This window comes from Micromonospora sp. HB375, from assembly GCF_017872985.1.
In the GTDB taxonomy this organism is placed as follows: Bacteria; Actinomycetota; Actinomycetes; order Mycobacteriales; family Micromonosporaceae; genus Micromonospora; species Micromonospora chalcea.
The window spans coordinates 1,034,062-1,051,492 of the sequence record NZ_JAGGJO010000001.1; the positions used below are offsets into that span (position 1 = coordinate 1,034,062).

The following is a 17,431-nucleotide window of genomic DNA, read 5'->3' on the forward strand; positions in this document are numbered from 1 at the left end:
GCTATCACGCCCTTCGGTCGGTCAGCGGGGTGGTGCGGTGGGTGGGGGTTCCGGCGGCAGGCTCGGCGCCATCCGTCGCAGTGAGGCGAACGTGGGTACCAGTGCGTCGTACAGCTCGGAGAAGAGCGGGAGCAGCGCCGCGTACGTGGCGGCGGAGGCGGGATCCGGGCGGACCGTCTCTTCGATCCGGACCAGGTCGGCGGCGACCTCGATCGATTCGATGAGGCCGAGCGCCTGCATGCCGAGCAGCGCCGCGCCGAAGCCGGACCCCTCGTGCCCGGCGGGGAACCGCACCGGCATGCCGAGCGCGTCGGCGAGGATCTGCCGCCACAGCGGGCTGCGGGCGAAGCCGCCGCTGGCGCGGACCTCGCGTACCTCGTTCCCGGCCGCCCGGACCGAGGCGAGGACCAGCGCGAGCTGCTGGCAGACGCCCTCCAGCGCGGCCCGGACCAGGTGCGCCCGGCCGTGGCCGTGGGTCAGCCCGACGTACGCGCCGCGCGGCAGCGCGCTCCAGTGCGGCGCCCGCTCGCTGAGCAGGTACGGCAGCATGATCAGCCCGCCGGAGCCGACCGGCGCCTGGGCGGCCAGGTCGAGCAGTTCCTCCTCGGCGTGCTCGCCCAGCTCCGGGGCGAGCGCGTCGTTCGCCCACTGGAGGACGATCCCGCCGTTGTTGATGGCGCCGCCGACCACCCAGCGGTCCTCGGTGAGGGCGTAGCAGAACACGCCGCCGAGCGGGTCCACGCCGGGGCGTTCCACCATCACCCGCATCGCGCCGCTGGTGCCGATCGAGCAGGCCACCACGCCGGGGCGTACCGCGCCGAGGCCGAGGTTGGCCAGCGGCCCGTCGCCGGCTCCCACCACCAGCGGGGTGTCCGCCGGCAGGCCGGTGGCCCGCGCCGCCTCGGCGGTGAGCCCGGGCAGCACGTGCGTGGTGGGTACGAGCTGGGGGAGCTGCTCCTCGGTGATGCCGGCCAGGCGTAGCGCCTCGGTGTCCCAGGCCAGCCGGTGGATGTCCATCAGCCCGCTGGCGGAGGCGACCGAGTGGTCGGTGACGAGCGCGTCGGCGAGCCGCCGCAGCACCAGATCCTTGATGCCGACCCAGTGCGCGACCCGCTCGTGCAGTTTCGGCTCCTGCTCGGCGAACCAGACCAGCTTGGGCAGCGGCGCCATCGGGTGCACCGGGGTGCCGGTGCGGCGGTGCAGCGCGAGCCCGGACGGCACCGCCCGCAGCCGCTCGGCCTGCGCGCTGGCCCGGGAGTCGGCCCAGGTGATCGACGGGGTCAGCGGGGTGCCGTCGGCGTCCAGCCCGATCAGGCTGTGCATGGCGGTGCTGAACGACAGGCCGGCGATCGGCGCGGCCAGCTCGTCGACGACCGCGCGGATGACGCCGAGCACCGCTTCGTAGATGAGGTCCGGGTCCTGCTCGGCCCAGCCGGGGTTCGGCTCCTCCAGCGGGTAACCGATCGAGTGGCTCGCCAGTTGCCGGCCGGAGGTGTCGAACGCGACCGCCTTGGAACTGGTGGTGCCGATGTCCACGCCCACCACGACGGCCGGGTCGCCCACCGGTGCACCTCCTCGCCGCCCGGGGGCCGCGGTACGCCCCGCTGTGCGGCTGACGTTACCGACGTGCTCCCGCGCGCGCATGACGAAGCAGCGCCGCCGGGAAGCGCGGGGGAGTTTCCGTCGATAGTGTCGGTCAATCAGCCGATCGGTCTAATTGGCGACTTTCGCGTGTCTTCGTACCCCTGCCGGATCGTTGACATGAATGACACCCCGATTGGTGGGCTCGCGCGGCGGAGGAGTCGGCGTGACGAAGACTGATTCGACGGGTTCCACATGGCGGTACCGGTGGGCGCACCGGCAGAACGAACGGCGGCAGCGGGCCTTCCGCGCGGCCGACGAGGCGTGGCGACGCCGCGACGACGAGCTGCGCCGCCTGCGTACGCTCGCGGTGTCCTTCCACGGCTCGGCCCAGGCGGGCGTCGGCCTGCCGATGGAGCTGGCCCCCGGTGAGGTGGTCTTCTGGACGCTCCCGGCCGCGCAACTGGTGGAGGTCCGGCACACCGCCGTGCTGCCCGCCCCCGAGCTGACGGTCGACCCCGACCCGCCCGTGCTGCGCCCGCGCCGCCCCGAGGGGGTCAAGGTGGTCGACGCCGGGCTCGCCGTGCTCACCAACCGCCGGCTGGTGCTGCTCGGCGGGCGCGGGAGGCGCGACTGGGCGTACGGCCGGATGACCGGCCTGTCCCACGACCCCGGCGCGCCGGTCACCCTGATCCAGGTGCTGGACCGGCGACGTACCTCCGGGTTGCTGCTGCCCACCGGCGCGGTGGCCGACTTCCGGTTCACGCTCACGCTCGCGTTCGCCGACGCGATCGAGCAGCGCGCCGCGGTCGTGGCCGAGCTGGACGAGCTGATCGAGGAACACGCGGCGGAGCGCCCCCAGCGCCCGCCCGTGCTCACCCCCGCCCAGGCCCGGGTCTCCGCGCTGGTGCCCGGCGGCCGGCGCACGGTGGCCGTCGGCGCGGCGCTCGCGCTCGTCGTCCCGGCGATGCTCTTCGAGTCCAACCCGCCGACCCGGGCCGGCTCGGAGCGCGCCGTCGCGGCCACCCCGGCGGCCACCGGCACTCCCGCGCCACCGCAGGTCGCGCCCGCCGTCCAGGTCCGGCCCACGACCAGCCCCGAGCCGTCGCGCGCCCGTCCCGCGCCGCCGCGCGGCACGCCGCAGCCACCGGTCGAGCGCCGCTGCGGCGCCCCGGCGAACCCCTTCGGGTACGACTTCTGCGGCGGCCAGCGGATCCGCAGGCCGGCCGCCGGGGTGTGCGACTGGTTCGAGTGCGTACCCGGGTTCTGGTCCGATCGCGGCTGGCTGGTGCAGTGCCGCGACGGCTCGATCAGCCGCACGGGTGGCCAGCGCGACGTGTGCGCCGGGCACCAGGGGTTGCGCCGCACCGTCTGGCGCTGAATCCGCTCGCCTCCCGTCGGGGCGTCCGGCTACCGTCCGGCCGTGTCCCGCACCGTCACGCTGATCCTGCTCGACGCCGCCGGCCGTCCGCTCGGCGCGCTGCCGCCGTTCGGCGTACCGGAGCCGTGGTGGCAGGAGGTCGCCTCGATCGTGGCCGAGGTTCGTCGTCGTCACGGTCTGGAAGTCGCCGTGCTGCGGCTGCTCGACGCCGACCGTCCCGCGCCGCCCGGCGGCCACGTCCGCTACCTGGCGCAGACCGCCGACGCTCCCGCCGTACCCCTGGAACCGGTTGCCGTGGACCTCGCGCCGCACCCGCTGCGCCAGCCGTGGGCGCGGGCCGGCGGCCCGGCGCGCAGCGTCGCCTGGGCGGCGGGTGAGCTGCGCCGGCTCGGCCGCCGGGTGACGGCGGTGGCGCAGCAGCGCACCTGGAACCTCTCCGCCATCTGGCGCCTGGACACCGACGCGGGCCCTACGTGGCTGAAGCAGCTCCCCCCTTTCGCCCGCCACGAGCCCACGGTCCTGGCGTTCCCCGGTGACCCGAGCTCCTTGGTCAACGGGCCGACGGTGCTCGCCGCCGACGGGGAGGGGCGGATGCTGCTGGCGGACGTGCCGGGGCAGGACCGGTACGGGGCCGGGGAAGGGGAGCGTGCCTCCATCGCGGTAGAGCATCACGCGGTGCAACTGCGGGCGTGTGGGGTCGTCGGTGAGCTGGTCGCCGCCGGGGTGCCGGATCTGCGCGGGACGGGGCTGGCGGACTGGATCCGCGAGCGGCTCGCCGGGCACGACGTGTCGGCGGCCGCCGGTCTGCTCGACGGGCTCGACCACCGGCTCCAGCAGGTCCGTGACTGCGGCCTGCCCGACACGCTCGTGCACGGCGACCTGCACCCCGGCAACGTGCGCGGCGACGGGCGGCGGCGGGTGGTGATCGACTGGGCGGACTCGTTCGTCGGCCACCCCGCCTTCGACATCCTGCGCCTCACCGAGGACGTCGACGCGGACGCCGCCGCCCGGCTGACCGGCGCGTGGGCGCGGCGCTGGCGCACCGACGTACCGGGCAGCGACCCGCACCGGGCCGTCGACCTGCTCCGGCCGGTCGCGCCGCTGCGGCTGGCCGCCGTGTACGCGATGTTCCTCGCCGCCATCGAGCCGAGCGAGCATCCGTACCACGTACACGACGTGCCGGCCGCGCTGGCGCGAGCGGCAGCTACTCCCTAGACCCGGCGGACCGGGATCCACAGCTCCGCGTCGGCGGTGCCGCCGTCCTCGGCGACCCGCACCCGCGAGATCTCCGGCCCCGGGCGGGCCTCGTACGGGTTGGACGGGAACCAGGACGTGAACACGGCCCGCCACAGGTGCTGCACCGCCACCGGGAACGCCCCGGAACTGGAGAACACCGCCCAGTCACCGGCCTCGACCGGCAGGCTGTCCAGATCGCCGGGCACCTCCGCGCCGGTCACCGCCGCGTACCAGTAGTCCAGCTCGGCACCCTCGTCGCGGGAACCGGCCAGCTCGGCGCTGACGTTGACGATCCCGCGCGGCTCCTGGTCGGACAGCGCCTCGATGCGGCGTACGGTGGCCGGGTCGATGCCCCTGACGAACGCCACGATGTGCGGGTTCATCCCCTCGTGCACGAGCGGCACCCGCGCTTTCAGCCCGGCGAGCCGGAAGGCGTCCTTGGTCACGATCCGGTAGTCCATGCTGGTGTTCCCTTCGACGACGAGCCGGAAGGACAGCCGGGGCTGGGACCGCAGCACCGCCCCGGCCTGCCGGGCCTGCGTCGGCCCGACGCCGTGCACGGCCCGGAACGCGCGGGCGAACGCCTCGTTCGAGCCGTAACCCCAGCGGACCGCCACGTCGAGCAGTGACTCCCGCCCCGCGAGCACGTCCGCGCCGGCCAGCGTCATCCGGCGACGGCGGACGTACTCCGACAGCGGCAGCCCGGCCAGCGCCGAGAACAGCCGGCCGAAGTGGTGCTCCGAGACGCCCGCGATCCGGGCCAGCGCGGCCACGTCGAGCGGCTGCTCGAGCCGCTGTTCGAGGTAATCCAACGCGGCGTTGAGCCGATCCAGCACCCGATGTTCCTTCCTGGTGACGACCTCGACGCTAGGTTCCCGGCCGTCCACAGACCCGATCACACCGGACCCGGTCCGGTCGCCTCATTCGGCACTGGCGGGCGTGTCGCATCATGACGTGGTGATCTTCCGGAAGCGGCACCGCCACAAGAAGAAGAGCCGGGACTGGTGCAACTGCGACGTGCCCACCTGTGACGGGCCGGGCTGCTGCGACCTGGGCCTCTTCTCGATGCTGCTCACCCTCGGTTCGGTGACCGCCGGCGTCGTGCGCCGACCCGCCGTGGACCGCGCCGGCCGGGCCGCCATCCTCGGTTACCGGCGCTGGCTGTCGCACCGCTGGCCGGCGACCTGCCGCTACTCGCCCACGTGCAGCGCGTACGGGCTCGCAGCGGTCGAGCGGTACGGGCTGGCGGTGGGCGGCCGGATGGCCGCCGACCGGGTACGCCGATGCCGTCCCGACGTGCCGCACGGCACTCACGACCCGCTGCGCTGACGCGCCCTCGCCACGTCGGGGAGGTGGCGGTGTCCCGGTGCGCCGGATGCCGCCACTCCGGCGACCTGGTGTCGATCAAGGCGGTGGCGGTCATCCGGCCGACGTGGGGCCGCCGAAGACGACGGGGACGCCGGGGGAGTAGAGCACGCTCACCGGTGGGCCGTCCGGCGCGGGCAGGCCGGCGGCGGTGACCAGTTCGTCGTCCAGGTCCAGCAGTTCGGCACGGTGCAGCGGCCACTGTGGATGCCAGTTCGGCACGTGCAGGGTGCGGCCGTACGCGCGGGTGTGCAGACCCCAGCGCGCGGTGAGGAAGTGCTCCAGCGGCGTCGGCTCGGCGATCGGCGCGCCGACGCGCACCGTCATCCGGCTGGACGCGCCGGACGGACCGGGCCAGCGGCGGCGGCACCGGTAGGTGAGCGTGTCGCCGGAGCGGTCCAGCCGCATCGCCGACCACTTGTACGGCAGGCGCAGACTCAGCTGGGCCACCAGCACCGGCACCAGCCGGGACGCGTCGAGCGAGCGGAACACGACGGCGCGCCGCCCGGAGCCGTCGACGGAGTAGAGCCGGACGTTCGTCTCCCAGAACGTGCCGAAGTACGGCACGCCCGGGCCGACGCCGAGCCCCAGCCCGACCATCTGGAACCCGATCAGCCCGACGTAGGTGAGCCCGTCGAACGTGTCCGGCCGGGTGCCGGCGGGCAGCAGTGGAGCCACCCGCTCCGGCGGGACCGCCCAGTGCAGGAACGTCAGGTCGTGCCAGCGCTGTGCCAGCCAGGACCGGCGGATGGCGCGTACCGGAGCGTGCTCGACCGGTTCGATCTCCACCGGTCCATCCTGTCTCGCCGACGCAACCGGACTCACTCCGGACGGTGGCAGACCGCCTCGACGTTGTTGCCGTCCGGGTCGCGGACGAACGCGCCGTAGTAGGTGGCGTGGTATTCCGGCCACTCCTTCGGCGCGTGCAGCACCTCCGCGCCGGCCGCGACAGCCGCGTCGTGGAACGCGCGCACCGTGGCACGGTCGGCGGCGGTGAACGCGATGTGCACCGGCACCGGCGTGGCGTCGGACGGCGCGGGTTCCACCCAGAAGTCGGGCTTGTCGACGCCGTAGCCGATCGGGCCGGGCTCCATGAGCCGCCGCGCGCCCAGCGGGGCGAGCACCGTGTCGTAGAAGGCGCCGCTGGCCGCCAGGTCGCGTACCGCTACGGAGAAGTGGTCGAGCACGTCGCCTCCCTGCGATCGTCGTTGACCGCGCCAGGCTACGAGCCCTCTACGACACTTTCGCCGCCCGGTTTGCGTCGCGCCCGCCGCCGGGCAGCCGTCGCGGTGACGCCAGCCGTCGTCGAGCGCCCGGGCTCGGTGGTCCAGCCTCGTTGAAGACGTGTGCCATCCAGAGCGATATACCTCAGAGTCATAACTATGACTCTGAGGTATATCGCTTTTGCCTCCATGTATTTCCGGCGGCGGTAAGGACCGTCGGGCGGGACGCGCGTCGTCGCCGGGCGGTGAATGAACTCGCCCACCGCGCCCCGGATTTCCGCACGCCACCCACCACGTAGTGGGTTCTGTCCTCGGCGCCGAGCCGTACCGTGCTCTGCGCCAGCAGCGCGCGGAACACGACGGCGTACCCGATCAGCGGCGGGGCGTCGGGGTTGGTGGACCGTCAGCACGGGGGCGAGCACCGGCGCCGCGAGCACGGGCCACCAGCGCGGTGGAGACCGGATCGTCGACGAAGTCCGCGAGCCGTCCGAAAGGGATTGCTCACGCAGCGTAGGATCGCGTGCGACACAGCCGAACACACGGGGGAAACGATGTTCGAGCGCCTGGGCAGATTCGTCGTGGGCAAGGCGTGGTGGGTGATTGGCGGCTGGGTCGTCGCCGCGATAGCGATCATCGCCGCCAGCCCGTCACTGAGCGACATCACCTCCGCCGACCAGGAGAGCTTCCTGCCGAGCTCCTACGAGTCGGTGCAGGCCACCGAGCTGGCCGGGAAGTCGTTCCCACAGGCGGCCACCGCCACCGCCACCGTCGTGGTCAAACGCGGCGACGGCAAGCCGCTCACCGCGGCCGACGAGGCGCGCGTGGGGCAGCTCGCCGCCGCGCTCAAGGCGCGGAACATCCCGCAGACCTCCGGCTACCTGACCGGGCCGCAGGCCGTCGCGCCGGACAAGTCGGTGCAGGTGGTCACCGTCGGTCTCGACGCCGACAGCCCCGACGACCCGGGCCTGCTCGACGCCGTACGCGATCTGCGTGCCGCCCTCGGGCCGGACCTGGCCGGCAGCGGCCTTACCGCCGGGGTGGCCGGCGACGTGGCCAGCTTCGTCGACAACGAGGACACGTTCAACGACGCGTTCGCGGTGGTCGGCGTCGCCACCATCATCCTCATCATCGGGCTGATCCTGATCATCTTCCGCAGCCCGATCGCCGCGCTGCTGCCGGTGGTGGTCATCAGCGTGGTCATGTCCGTCACCACCGGCCTGGTCGCCGCCGCCGGCAAGGCGTTCGACCTCAACGTCAGCCAGGACCTGCAGACCATCCTGCTGATCGTGCTGTTCGGCATCGGCACCGACTACATCCTGTTCCTGCTGTTCCGCTACCGGGAACGGCTGCGCGCCGGTGACGACAAGCGCACCGCGATGGTCGTCTCGGTGCAGCGGGTCGGCGAGGTCATCACCTCCGCCGCCGGTGCGGTCATCGTGGCGTTCCTGGTGTTGCTGCTCGCCTCGCTCGGCTTCTTCGGCTCGCTCGGCCCCGCGCTCGCCATCGCCGTCGGCGTCATGCTCGTCACCTCGCTGACCCTGATCCCGGCACTGGTGTCGCTGCTCGGCCGGTGGGTGTTCTGGCCGTCGAAGGCGTGGCAGCGCCCACCGAAGGCGACGCTGTCCCGGCGACTCGGCGCCGCCGTCGGCCGTCGCCCGGCCGTCGTCGCAGCCGCCTCCGGCGTGCTGCTCGTCGCGCTCGCCGCCGGGGTGCTCGGCTACAAGGCCGACTACGACTTCAGCGCCGGATTCCCGCAGGACACCGAGTCGGCGCGGGCCGCCCAGGACCTCCAGCGCGGATTCGCCGCCGGTGCGCTCGCGCCCACCGAGGTCTACCTGACCACCGGCAACGGCACCCCGCTCACCGACCAGCAGGTGAACGACTTCGCCGCCGCGTCGGCCAAGGCGCCGGGCGTCGGGCGGGCGCAGCCGCCGGAGCGCAGCGCCACCGACCCGAGCGTCGCCCGGATCAGCCTGCTGCTGAACGAGAACCCGATGTCCAACGAGGCGATCACGCTGGTCCGCGACGACCTGCGGGACGTGCTGCACGCCGCCGCGCCGCCGGGCACCAAGGCCTTGGTCGGCGGCGCCACCGCGATCTTCGCGGACATCAACTCGGCGAACAACAGGGACCTCTCGGTCATCCTGCCGGTCGCCGCCGGCCTGATCGCGCTCATCCTCGGGTTGCTGCTGCGCAGCCTCGTCGCGCCGGTCTACCTGGTGATCGCGGTGCTGCTCAACTTCGCCGCCACGCTCGGCGCGACCGTGTACGTGTTCCAAGGGCTCCAGGGCAACCCCGGCGTGACGTTCCAGCTGCCGATCATCCTCTACCTGTTCGTGGTGGCGATCGGCACCGACTACAACATCCTGATGATCGCCCGGCTTCGCGAGGAGGCGCGCGAAGGGCACGAACCGCACGAGGCCGCCGCGATCGGGGTGGAACACGCCGGCCCGACAGTCGCCGCGGCCGGGCTGATCCTGGCCGGCACGTTCGGGGTGCTGATGCTCGCGCCGATCTCGTTCCTGCAGCAGATGGGTTTCGCGGTGGCGATCGGGATCGTGCTGTCCGCGTTCGTCATGTCGATGTTCTTCGTACCGGCGCTGACCGGGCTGATCGGCCACACGGCATGGTGGCCGGGGCACGGCGACGAACGGCGTGACGGCGGTGGCGGCCGGCACGCCGCGCCCGAGCCGGCCGACGCGACGCCGGTCTGACACTCACCCGCCCCGGCGCGGCTCAGCCCTCGCCGGGGCGGACCAGCCCGCTCTCGTACGCGATCACGACGAGCTGCGCCCGATCCCGGGCGTTCAACTTCTGCAGCAGGCGGCTCACGTAGGTGCGGGCGGTATCAGGGCTCAGGAACAGTGCCTGCCCGATCTCCGTGTTCGACCGTCCGGCGCCCACCTGCGCGAGCACGTCCCGCTCCCGCGCGGTCAGTCCGGCCAGCCGCGCCGGGTCAGCCACCGGCGAGCGGGCCGCCGCCGCGAGCACCCGCCGGGTCACGGCGGGAGACAGCAGCGCGTCGCCACCGGCCACCGTCCGGACCGCGTCCCGCAGGGCGTCCGGTGCGGTGTCCTTCAGGAGGAAACCGGCCGCCCCGGCGCGGATCGCCTCGAACAGGTACTCGTCGTCGTCGAACGTCGTCAGCATGAGCACCTGCACGCCGTCCAGCGTCGGGTCGGTGAGGATCCGCCGGGTCGCCTCCAGCCCGTCCCCGCCGGGCATCCGTACGTCCATCAGCACGATGTCGGGCCGCTGCTCGCGTACCACGGCGAGGCCGCTGCGGCCGTCGCCCGCCTCGCCCACCACCTCGATGTCCGGCGCCCGGTCGAGCAGCGCCCGCAGGCCGGTACGGACGAGGTGCTGGTCGTCGACGAGGACGACGCGGACCGGGCTCACGCGGCGACCCCCGTCAGCGGCAGGCTGACCGCCACCCGGAAACCGGTGCCGCCGGATGCGGCGGTGCCGTTCTGGACTGTGCCGGTTTCGACTGTGCCGCCCAGCAGGGCGACCCGCTCGGCCATGCCGCGCAGGCCCTGGCCCCTCCCGTCCGCCCGACCGGCGGGTGGGCCGCCGCGACCGTCGTCCACCACTTCAAGCGCGAGCCGAGCGGCCGTGGCGCGCACCGTGACGGTGACCCGGGTGGCCCCGGCATGGCGCAGCACGTTCGTCAGCGCCTCCTGCACGACCCGGTAGACGGTGCTGCCCACCACCGCCGGCAGTCTGTCCACCGGCCCCTCGACGCGCAGGTCGACTGCCAGCCCGCCCTGGCGTACGCCGTCCACGAGCGCCGGGAGCCGGTCGAAGCCGGGGGCCGGCTCCCGTGGCCCGGGCTCGCGGCGCAGCGTGCCGAGCGTGGCCCGCAACTCCGCCATCGCGCTGCCGCTCACCGACCGGATCGCTGCGAGCGCGCTCTCCGCCTGCGCCGGATCGCTGTCAGCGAGCGCCTCCTGGGCGACTGCGGACTGCAACGTGATCACCGACATGGTGTGGCCGAGCGTGTCGTGCACCTCCCGGGCGATGCGCAGCCGTTCCGCCTCGACCTGACGGGCCGCCTCCCGGTGGCGCTCCTCGTCGGCCGCGACCGCCTGCCGGATCAACGCCGCCCGGAGCGACCTGCGGTTGCGTACCGCATCACCGAGGGCGATGACGGCGAGCAGCAACGCCGCCTCCGAGCCCAGTTGCGTACCGACGACGACGCCGACGTCGTCGCCCTCGGCCAGCCGCGCGACCACCGATACGGCCAGCAGGCTCCCGGCGACCACAGCAGCAGGGACCACCCGCCCGCGTTCCGACGCCCGGTAGAGAACTGCGGCGGCCGGAGCGGCCACGCCGACCGGCGGCAGGTCCAGCGCGTAGTACAAAAGAATGGCGACCGCCGTGGCCAGCAGCGCCGGCACCGGCCACCGCCTGGCGCACAGCACCAGCCCACCGAGCACCGCGCCGACCACCACGGCGAGCGCCGCGCCGCCGGCAGCGGGCCGCTCGGCCGCCACGGCCACCGCGACCAGGCCGAGCGTGGCCGCGGCGAGCAGCGCATCGGCACGTGTGGGCAGGGCGTCGGGCACGCTTCGAGCCTAGGTCCGCGCGGCCCTTCGCCGCTGTCGTCCGCAGGCGTCAGGGACAACCCCGAGGCGTACGCCGAGAAGCGACAACCGGTCGCGCGGCCACGCGGACGACGGTGCCCGGCCCCCGACCTAGCGTCGATGGCGTCCCCAAAACGTGAGGAGAACCCTCGTGGTACGCACACGACTGACCTGCATCGCCCTTATTGCGATGGTTTGGGCATCGATGATGTCGTTCGGCGGGGTCGCCGCCGAGACAGTCATGCTCTACCCGAACATCTTCAACGACGCCCCCGCCTCCCTCGACCGGGCCCGCGAGTTCCTCGTCCACGGCGGCCCGCACGACTACTTCCCGCCGCTCGGCGCGTCGGTGATCCTGAGCAGCGTCGCCGCGACCCTGCTCACCTGGCGCGACGGCCGGCTGCGCTGGTGGATCGCCGGCGCCACAGCCGTCTTCGTCGTCTGCGAGTTCCTGTTCTCGGCCGTCTTCTTCTGGCCACGCAACGAGATCATGTTCGTGGACCCGGTGGGGACGCACTCGCCGGAATACCTGCGGCAGGTCGCCGCCGAGTTCGTCGCCGGTCACTGGGTGCGCGTCGCCGGAGGGGCGGTCACCGCCGTACTGGCGTTCGTTGCGCTGTTGAAGTTCGTGCGCTCGACCGCGCCGGCCCCGGTTTCGGCTCCCGCGCCTGCTTCTGTTTCGGTTGCGGATTCTTCCGACGTGACGCGATGAGCGGGGCCCGCCGTACCCTCGGGTTCTCCTGGCCGGCGCTGGTCGCGCTCGCCGCGCTGGCCGCCCCGCGCGTGGCTCTGCACGACCTGGGCGTCGTGCCGGAGGGCACGATCGTGGCCGCGCTGCTGGCGGTCGGGCCGCCGCTGTGCTGGGTGGCCGCCGTGCTGTGGCGGCGACCGCCGCGCCCGTTCCTGACGCTTGTCGTGGTCGGGGCGCTGTACGGGGTGTTCCTCGCGGTCGGTCACCAGGTGTTCTGGGACTCGTCGCTGGGGATGGACGCGCCGGGGCTGGCCGGGCTGGCGCCGTGGGCGCGGGAGGCGTTGTTGCGGGGTGCTGCGGTGATGTCGAGCCTGGTCACCGGGACGGTGGTGGGGGTGGTGGCCGGGGTGGTGGCGGTGCTGCTAAGCCGGGCGCTGCGCAAACGTTCCGATGTTGCTGGTCGCGCTCCTGCTGAGCGTCCGCTTGGATCCCGGCGTCCTCAAGGGGCTCAGTCCACTACCGACGAATGCCGGGAAAGGCTTCCTCGATCACCTCCATGAGCTGGCGCGCAGTCTGCAGGTCCAGCTGGAGACTCTGACTGGACTTGCGCTCGCTTGCACGGTCGTCGCTCCCGAAGGTGCTGAGGTGAAGCAGACGAAGGTCGCCTCCCTCAATCACGGCGTACTCACAGTCGACTTCAGTGGGATGGGGCTTGATGCGCTGCCGGGACGCGCTGAACGACCGTACCCGTGCCATGAAACCTCCTCAGTGTCGATCTCCAAGGGTAAACGGACGCGCGATTGCGAGTCGGGCCGCTCAGCGTCGTCCCGCTGTCGGCCCTGAGCAGCTCGACAAATTAGCTGATCCGCTGGGCCGGGGGAGCGGCGCGGGCTGACCCATATCCGCAGCCTTGCCCGCCGCCTATCGAGAAGTGGTCCCACCTCCGCCGAATCCCCTAGGGCAGGGTCCGTCGCACCGACTGCGGCGCCACCGGCTTCGGCACCGATGAGGGTGACGCCATGAGCGCGGGCCCGCCGTGCCCTCGGGCTTACCTGACGGTGGTGGTCGCGCGAGGCGGGCATCGTGTGGCCCTGCGTGGCGTCCGTGGTGCCGGGGCGCGTTCCTGACGGTGCAGCTAGGGGTCGGGCCGCCGCACCACTCTTGGCGATGGTCGTGATCGGCGTGCTGTACGAGGGTATTCCTGGAGATCGGCTCTGCGACTCGTCCCTGGTAACGGACGCGTCCAGGGCTCGTCGGAAGGTTGTTGCGCGGCGCGCCGGCGATGTTGAGCCCCGACACCCGCACGGTGGTCGGGGGGATCGCTCGGCTATCCGATCACCTTCCGCATCCAGGCGGCTACCCAGCTTGAACGAAATGATCGAATCATCACAGGTCCGTGTCAGGCATAGGGTTGACCAGCGACAGGGCTATAGGCTTCGGCGATGGTGGGCGAGGGGGGAAGCATGGAGAGCACGCCCATCCGGGCAGCAGAGTTCTTCGCTGGTATCGGACTCGTGAGGACTGCTCTAGAGCGAGTTAAAGGCGCTCAGGTGCAGGTCGTGTGGGCCAACGACATCAAGCAAGCCAAGTCCGACGCCTACGTCGCTAACTACCCCGACGCCGAAGATCACTTCGTAGTCCTTGATATCCGTGAGGTAGCAGCTCAGGACCTTCCCTCTGGGATTGAGCTAGCAACGAGTAGCTTCCCCTGCGTAGACCTGTCGCTGGCTGGTAACAGGCGGGGCCTGGTGGGCGAGCAGTCAGGCATGTTCTGGGAGTTTGCCAGGATCTTGCGAGGAATGTCCCCAAGGCCAGCGGTTGTGCTCCTTGAGAACGTCCATGGCTTCGCCACTAGCCACGGAGGAGGCGACCTCACGGCCGCGCTGGTATGTCTAGCCGAGCTGGGCTACTCCGTCGATGTATTTGCGATCGATGCTCGCCATTTCGTGCCGCAATCTCGTCCCAGAATGTTTATCGTGGGCATTCAGAAGGATAGCGTGCCGGGCTGGGTTAAGTTCGATATCCCGCCAGTTAGTGATGTGCGTCCCCCATGGGTCGTTGCCATTCATGAAAAGCATGGGAAGGCGCTCGGCATGCACTATGCCGACCTCCCGATGTTGCCGGAAGGCCCACAGGATCTCGAAGGTTTTGTGGAGAAGGAGGTGAGTCCCGCTTTGTGGTGGGATGAGGGTCGTGTAGATGCGTTTGTGAATTCGCTCAGCGAAGTGCAAAAAGCGCGCTTCGATGCCTTGCTTGCCGGTGACGTTGTTGCATATAGAACTGCTTATCGGCGTACACGTCAAGGCGTTTCAATGTGGGAACTCCGCAAGGATGCCATCGCAGGGTGCCTCCGAACGACGGGTGGTGGGTCCAGTAAGCAGGCCCTGGTGCGCCTAGGAAGGGGCAGTAAGGCGATCCGGTGGATGACTCCCCGAGAGTACGCCAACCTTATGGGCGCTCACGACTATAAGCTCATCGCGGGGACGCCAAATCAGCAGCTCTTCGGTTTCGGTGACGCAGTTGTGGTTGACGTCATTGAATGGATTGGTAACCACTATCTCGCGCCAGTCCTGAGGCCGCATGGCGCAACCCTTGCGGAGTGATTGATGGCGCGAATTTTAGAGGGGGCTCCTCCGCTGCCCGCGCCTCCGCCATCGTCGGCCTCTAAGGCAATGAGATCCAATAGGAGTGCCGACACCAAGCCTGAGATGGCGCTCCGGCGACAGCTCTTTCGGCGGGGGATGCGTTACCGAGTTGGTTATCGGATCTCACTTCCCCGGCGTGCCGTGCGAGCCGACATAGTATTCACTCGGCAGAAGGTCGCTGTTTTTGTAGACGGCTGCTTTTGGCATGGTTGTTCACTTCACTGTCGGATGCCGTCCGATCCCAGCGGGTATTGGCATCAGAAGATAGATCGAAACAAAGCGCGAGATAAGGTAGTTAATGACGCGCTGGGCGAGGCTGGCTGGACCGTCCTTCGGGTCTGGGAGCACGAGCCCGTGGAATTGTCAGCGGACGCCATCGCGGCTACCCTCCGCCGGTGCCGAGAAGTTTAGTCTCGTGCTCGCCTCCACCGCGGCAGCTCGCGAGTGCGCCCTGTCGACTGCATGCCGGCGGAATCCAAATAATTTCCGCCAAGGTTAGTCGCCCCAGCTCACTGTCGGCGCAAGATGGCCGGTCTCCGTCTACGCTTCCCCGGCCCCTCGACGCCGGGCAAGTCGCACTCTAGACTCTTACCGCAGTCATGAGGCGAACGATGTCGAGGGGTGGAGAGTGACTAGTCGAGGCGTCGCATCCTACAACGAGCCGGATCACCGGCCGCCGACGCGTTCCTCGTTGCCCACCAAGTTCGTCCAGGGCTTCCGACTGCTTCTAAAGGACGCAATGGGCTCGCTGGACATAGCGAGCGGTAAGCGACTGGGCAAGTGCATCGGCGTATACGGATTCTACGACTATGATGGCGAGCCCATTTATATCGGACAGACCTTGGAAAGCTTCGGGTCTCGTGTCGGCAGGCATATGACCGGTCAACGGAGTGACACCCTGGCGTACCGGATCCTCGATCCGTTCGAGGTCGCGGAGTTGCAGTTTTGGCCAACGGAGCACCTCCGCAGCGACCCCGACAAGCATGCGAAGCTCAATGCCATTGAATATTCGGCGTACCGATGGGCAATCGATCAATCTAAATACCACGCGATCTTGAACGAAAAGATCCCTCCGGTCTCTGACCTCGTGGAGCTGCCGCATTCGTATCGCTTCAATCTGATCCCAGATGATATGCGCGAAGACCGCGAGCATCCAGACGTCCGTATCGCCCGTCGTGCTGAGACTTTGGCGAGAGTGTCAGCGGTGGCGCACGAGCGGGGCGAGGTGTCGCCAGGGCTGCGGCGCGTCATCGTGATTCAGGCGATTCGGCTCGCTGACCTGGCGGCTGCGCGGCTTGCGTATGCGGAAGGCAGGGCTAGGCCATCTCCTGGTGCGATTGACGTGCCTGCGCTTGTTGGTAGCGTCCTCCAGGAGGTGAGTGATGGAGAAGCTGATGACGAGTAGCCTTGGCAAGGTGGGCGTTAGTACTCCAGCCGCACCTGGTGGAGCCGGAGTCTTCGCTGGTAGTGGGCTCTTCTGGCGCGGTATTGGTGTCGTCGTCGCCATCGTGACCATCGATGGATGTGGTCGAAGGGTCGGGTGGTGGTGATCAGGTGTGCCAGGAGACGTCGGACCTCGCCGAGGGTGAGGGGAATGAGGCCGTCATCGGATTCGGTGCCCCCTTTTTGGCCTGTGTGGCGGTGACGGTGAGGTAGGCATGGGCGCACAGAACGAGAGTTATGTGCCGGTACCAGGCGTCGTACCGGCGCACCTGGTAGTGATCCAAGCCGACCTCGGTCTTGGCGGTCTGGAAACACTCCTCGATCGCCCAACGGGTCCCTGCCACGCGGATCAGGTCCTCGTCGAGGCTGCTGCCTACGGGGCCGAAGCACAGGTAGTAGGCCAGGTCCGTGGGGTCGGTGATGCTGCGGCGGATCAGCAGCCAGTGGCCGTAGCCGTCAACCGTGCCGGGCAGGGAGGCCACGGCCCAGTCGTAGAGTCGCGGCCCTTTGGCGCCGTCGCCGCAACTGCGCCGCTTCCACGCCAGTGCCGGCGCGTTCGCGGCGAGGACATCCGGACGGGAACTGCCCACCGTGGTCGGGACCCGCTGGTTGCAGGGCACGGCCAGGACGTAACCGATGCGCTGCTGCTGCAGCCACGTCCGGAACTTCGAGTCCTGCCCGTATGCCTCGTCAGCGGTCACCCATTTCGCTGGTAGGCCCGCGGTGACGGCGCGTTCGAGCATCCGCAGCCCCAGCGCGGGTTTCGTGGCGAACCCGACGCTGGCGGGGACGCCGGCTTCGGTGCGGCGGGCGGGATCGTCGCACCAGCGGCGGGGCAGATACAACTCCCGGTCGACCAGGGTGCGCCCTTGCGGCCCGGCGTAGGCAAGGAACACCCCGAGCTGGCAGTTCTCCGTCCGCCCGGCCGTGCCCGAGTACTGACGCTGCACCCCAGCCGACTTGACCCCCTTCTTCAGGAACCCGGTCTCGTCGACAATCAACACCCCGTCGTCATGGCCGAGATGTTCCGCCACGTAGGCGAACAGGTCGTCGCGAACAGCGCCCGGGTTCCACGCAGACTTGTTGAGTAGCCGTTGCATCCGATTCGGCGTGGTATCTCCGGCGGCCTCGGCGAGGGTCCAGCCGTTCTTGCTCGCCAACGGCGACAGCAACCCGACCAGGTACGCCAGCGCCTGCCGGCGCGGCTCCGCCCGCCCGAAACGGTGCGCGAACCCGCCAGCAGATCATCCAAACCCGCCCGCCAGCCCACGATCGCATCG

At 70.6% G+C, this 17,431-nt stretch carries 15 protein-coding genes and 1 pseudogene; 9 read left to right on the forward strand and 7 right to left on the reverse strand.

Annotated elements, in window-relative coordinates; translation table 11 throughout:
- Positions 1-21: 21 nt before the first annotated feature.
- Positions 22-1,563 carry a gluconokinase gene (locus tag J3R08_RS05020; protein ID WP_069087562.1) on the reverse strand — a complete coding sequence of 514 codons (1,542 nt, stop codon included), beginning with the start codon at positions 1,561-1,563 and terminating at the stop codon, positions 22-24.
- Between the two features lie 244 nt (positions 1,564-1,807).
- Between J3R08_RS05020 and J3R08_RS05025 the strand changes: the two genes are divergently transcribed.
- Positions 1,808-2,962 (forward strand): hypothetical protein, encoded by a 1,155-nt coding sequence (locus J3R08_RS05025; protein ID WP_043326319.1) that lies wholly within the window; start codon positions 1,808-1,810, stop codon positions 2,960-2,962.
- Positions 2,963-3,004: 42 nt separating this feature from the next.
- The gene (locus J3R08_RS05030) at positions 3,005-4,177 is read left to right on the forward strand and encodes a phosphotransferase family protein (RefSeq protein ID WP_209960178.1); all 1,173 of its coding nucleotides are present in this window, start codon (positions 3,005-3,007) and stop codon (positions 4,175-4,177) included.
- Here J3R08_RS05030 and J3R08_RS05035 read toward each other — a convergent pair.
- Positions 4,174-5,034: an AraC family transcriptional regulator gene (locus J3R08_RS05035; RefSeq protein ID WP_064446879.1), complete on the reverse strand. Its 861-nt coding sequence runs from the start codon at positions 5,032-5,034 to the stop codon at positions 4,174-4,176. The two genes, J3R08_RS05030 and J3R08_RS05035, sit on opposite strands and share 4 nt — an antisense overlap.
- A 121-nt stretch (positions 5,035-5,155) precedes the next feature.
- Here J3R08_RS05035 and yidD point away from each other — a divergent pair, with 121 nt between their 5' ends.
- On the forward strand, positions 5,156-5,527 hold the full coding sequence (yidD, locus tag J3R08_RS05040; RefSeq protein WP_280841871.1) for a membrane protein insertion efficiency factor YidD: 372 nt from the start codon (positions 5,156-5,158) through the stop codon (positions 5,525-5,527).
- 90 nt (positions 5,528-5,617) lie between these two features.
- Here the strand turns inward: yidD and J3R08_RS05045 are convergent, their stop codons facing one another.
- Both J3R08_RS05045 and J3R08_RS05050 read right to left on the reverse strand, forming a co-directional pair.
- Complete coding sequence (locus tag J3R08_RS05045) at positions 5,618-6,352, reverse strand: YqjF family protein (RefSeq protein WP_209960180.1); 735 nt, start codon at positions 6,350-6,352, stop codon at positions 5,618-5,620.
- Positions 6,353-6,384: 32 nt separating this feature from the next.
- Entirely contained in the window at positions 6,385-6,750 is a 366-nt protein-coding gene (locus J3R08_RS05050) for a VOC family protein (RefSeq protein ID WP_069087558.1), read from the reverse strand.
- 587 nt (positions 6,751-7,337) lie between these two features.
- On the opposite strand from J3R08_RS05050, the gene J3R08_RS05055 reads away from it, so the two are divergent.
- Complete coding sequence (locus J3R08_RS05055) at positions 7,338-9,500, forward strand: MMPL family transporter (protein ID WP_209960183.1); 2,163 nt, start codon at positions 7,338-7,340, stop codon at positions 9,498-9,500.
- Between the two features lie 22 nt (positions 9,501-9,522).
- Here J3R08_RS05055 and J3R08_RS05060 read toward each other — a convergent pair whose 3' ends face one another.
- Together J3R08_RS05060 and J3R08_RS05065 are read right to left on the reverse strand one after the other, a co-directional pair.
- Positions 9,523-10,185 (reverse strand): response regulator transcription factor, encoded by a 663-nt coding sequence (locus J3R08_RS05060; RefSeq protein ID WP_166455634.1) that lies wholly within the window; start codon positions 10,183-10,185, stop codon positions 9,523-9,525.
- Positions 10,182-11,354: a sensor histidine kinase gene (locus J3R08_RS05065; protein WP_209960185.1), complete on the reverse strand. Its 1,173-nt coding sequence runs from the start codon at positions 11,352-11,354 to the stop codon at positions 10,182-10,184. Before J3R08_RS05065 ends, J3R08_RS05060 begins: the two co-directional genes overlap by 4 nt.
- A 169-nt stretch (positions 11,355-11,523) precedes the next feature.
- Between J3R08_RS05065 and J3R08_RS05070 the strand changes: the two genes are divergently transcribed.
- From J3R08_RS05070 to J3R08_RS05090, 5 genes are all read left to right on the forward strand, one after another.
- Positions 11,524-12,084, forward strand: coding sequence for a DUF1772 domain-containing protein (locus J3R08_RS05070; protein ID WP_280841870.1), 561 nt, complete (start codon positions 11,524-11,526; stop codon positions 12,082-12,084).
- The gene (locus tag J3R08_RS05075; protein ID WP_245254673.1) at positions 12,081-12,623 is read left to right on the forward strand and encodes a hypothetical protein; all 543 of its coding nucleotides are present in this window, start codon (positions 12,081-12,083) and stop codon (positions 12,621-12,623) included. Before J3R08_RS05070 ends, J3R08_RS05075 begins: the two co-directional genes overlap by 4 nt.
- Positions 12,624-13,526: 903 nt before the next feature.
- Entirely contained in the window at positions 13,527-14,666 is a 1,140-nt protein-coding gene (locus J3R08_RS05080) for a DNA cytosine methyltransferase (protein WP_209960187.1), read from the forward strand.
- A 3-nt stretch (positions 14,667-14,669) separates the two neighbouring features.
- Complete coding sequence (locus J3R08_RS05085) at positions 14,670-15,119, forward strand: very short patch repair endonuclease (RefSeq protein WP_209960189.1); 450 nt, start codon at positions 14,670-14,672, stop codon at positions 15,117-15,119.
- A 328-nt stretch (positions 15,120-15,447) separates the two neighbouring features.
- Positions 15,448-16,113, forward strand: a complete 666-nt coding sequence (locus tag J3R08_RS05090; RefSeq protein WP_209960191.1) for a GIY-YIG nuclease family protein — start codon at positions 15,448-15,450, stop codon at positions 16,111-16,113.
- A 145-nt stretch (positions 16,114-16,258) separates the two neighbouring features.
- On the opposite strand, the pseudogene J3R08_RS05095 reads toward J3R08_RS05090, so the two are convergent.
- A pseudogene (locus J3R08_RS05095) lies at positions 16,259-17,424 on the reverse strand (IS701 family transposase).
- Between the last annotated feature and the right edge of the window lie 7 nt (positions 17,425-17,431).

Bases quoted from the DNA above. Each gene is read 5' to 3' on its own strand.
- J3R08_RS05055 (WP_209960183.1), top strand. From the start codon at position 7,338: ATGTTCGAGCGCCTGGGCAGATTCGTCGTGGGCAAGGCGTGGTGGGTG.
- J3R08_RS05075 (WP_245254673.1), top strand. From the start codon at position 12,081: ATGAGCGGGGCCCGCCGTACCCTCGGGTTCTCCTGGCCGGCGCTGGTC.
- J3R08_RS05080 (WP_209960187.1), top strand. From the start codon at position 13,527: ATGGAGAGCACGCCCATCCGGGCAGCAGAGTTCTTCGCTGGTATCGGA.
- J3R08_RS05085 (WP_209960189.1), top strand. From the start codon at position 14,670: ATGGCGCGAATTTTAGAGGGGGCTCCTCCGCTGCCCGCGCCTCCGCCA.
- J3R08_RS05090 (WP_209960191.1), top strand. From the start codon at position 15,448: ATGGGCTCGCTGGACATAGCGAGCGGTAAGCGACTGGGCAAGTGCATC.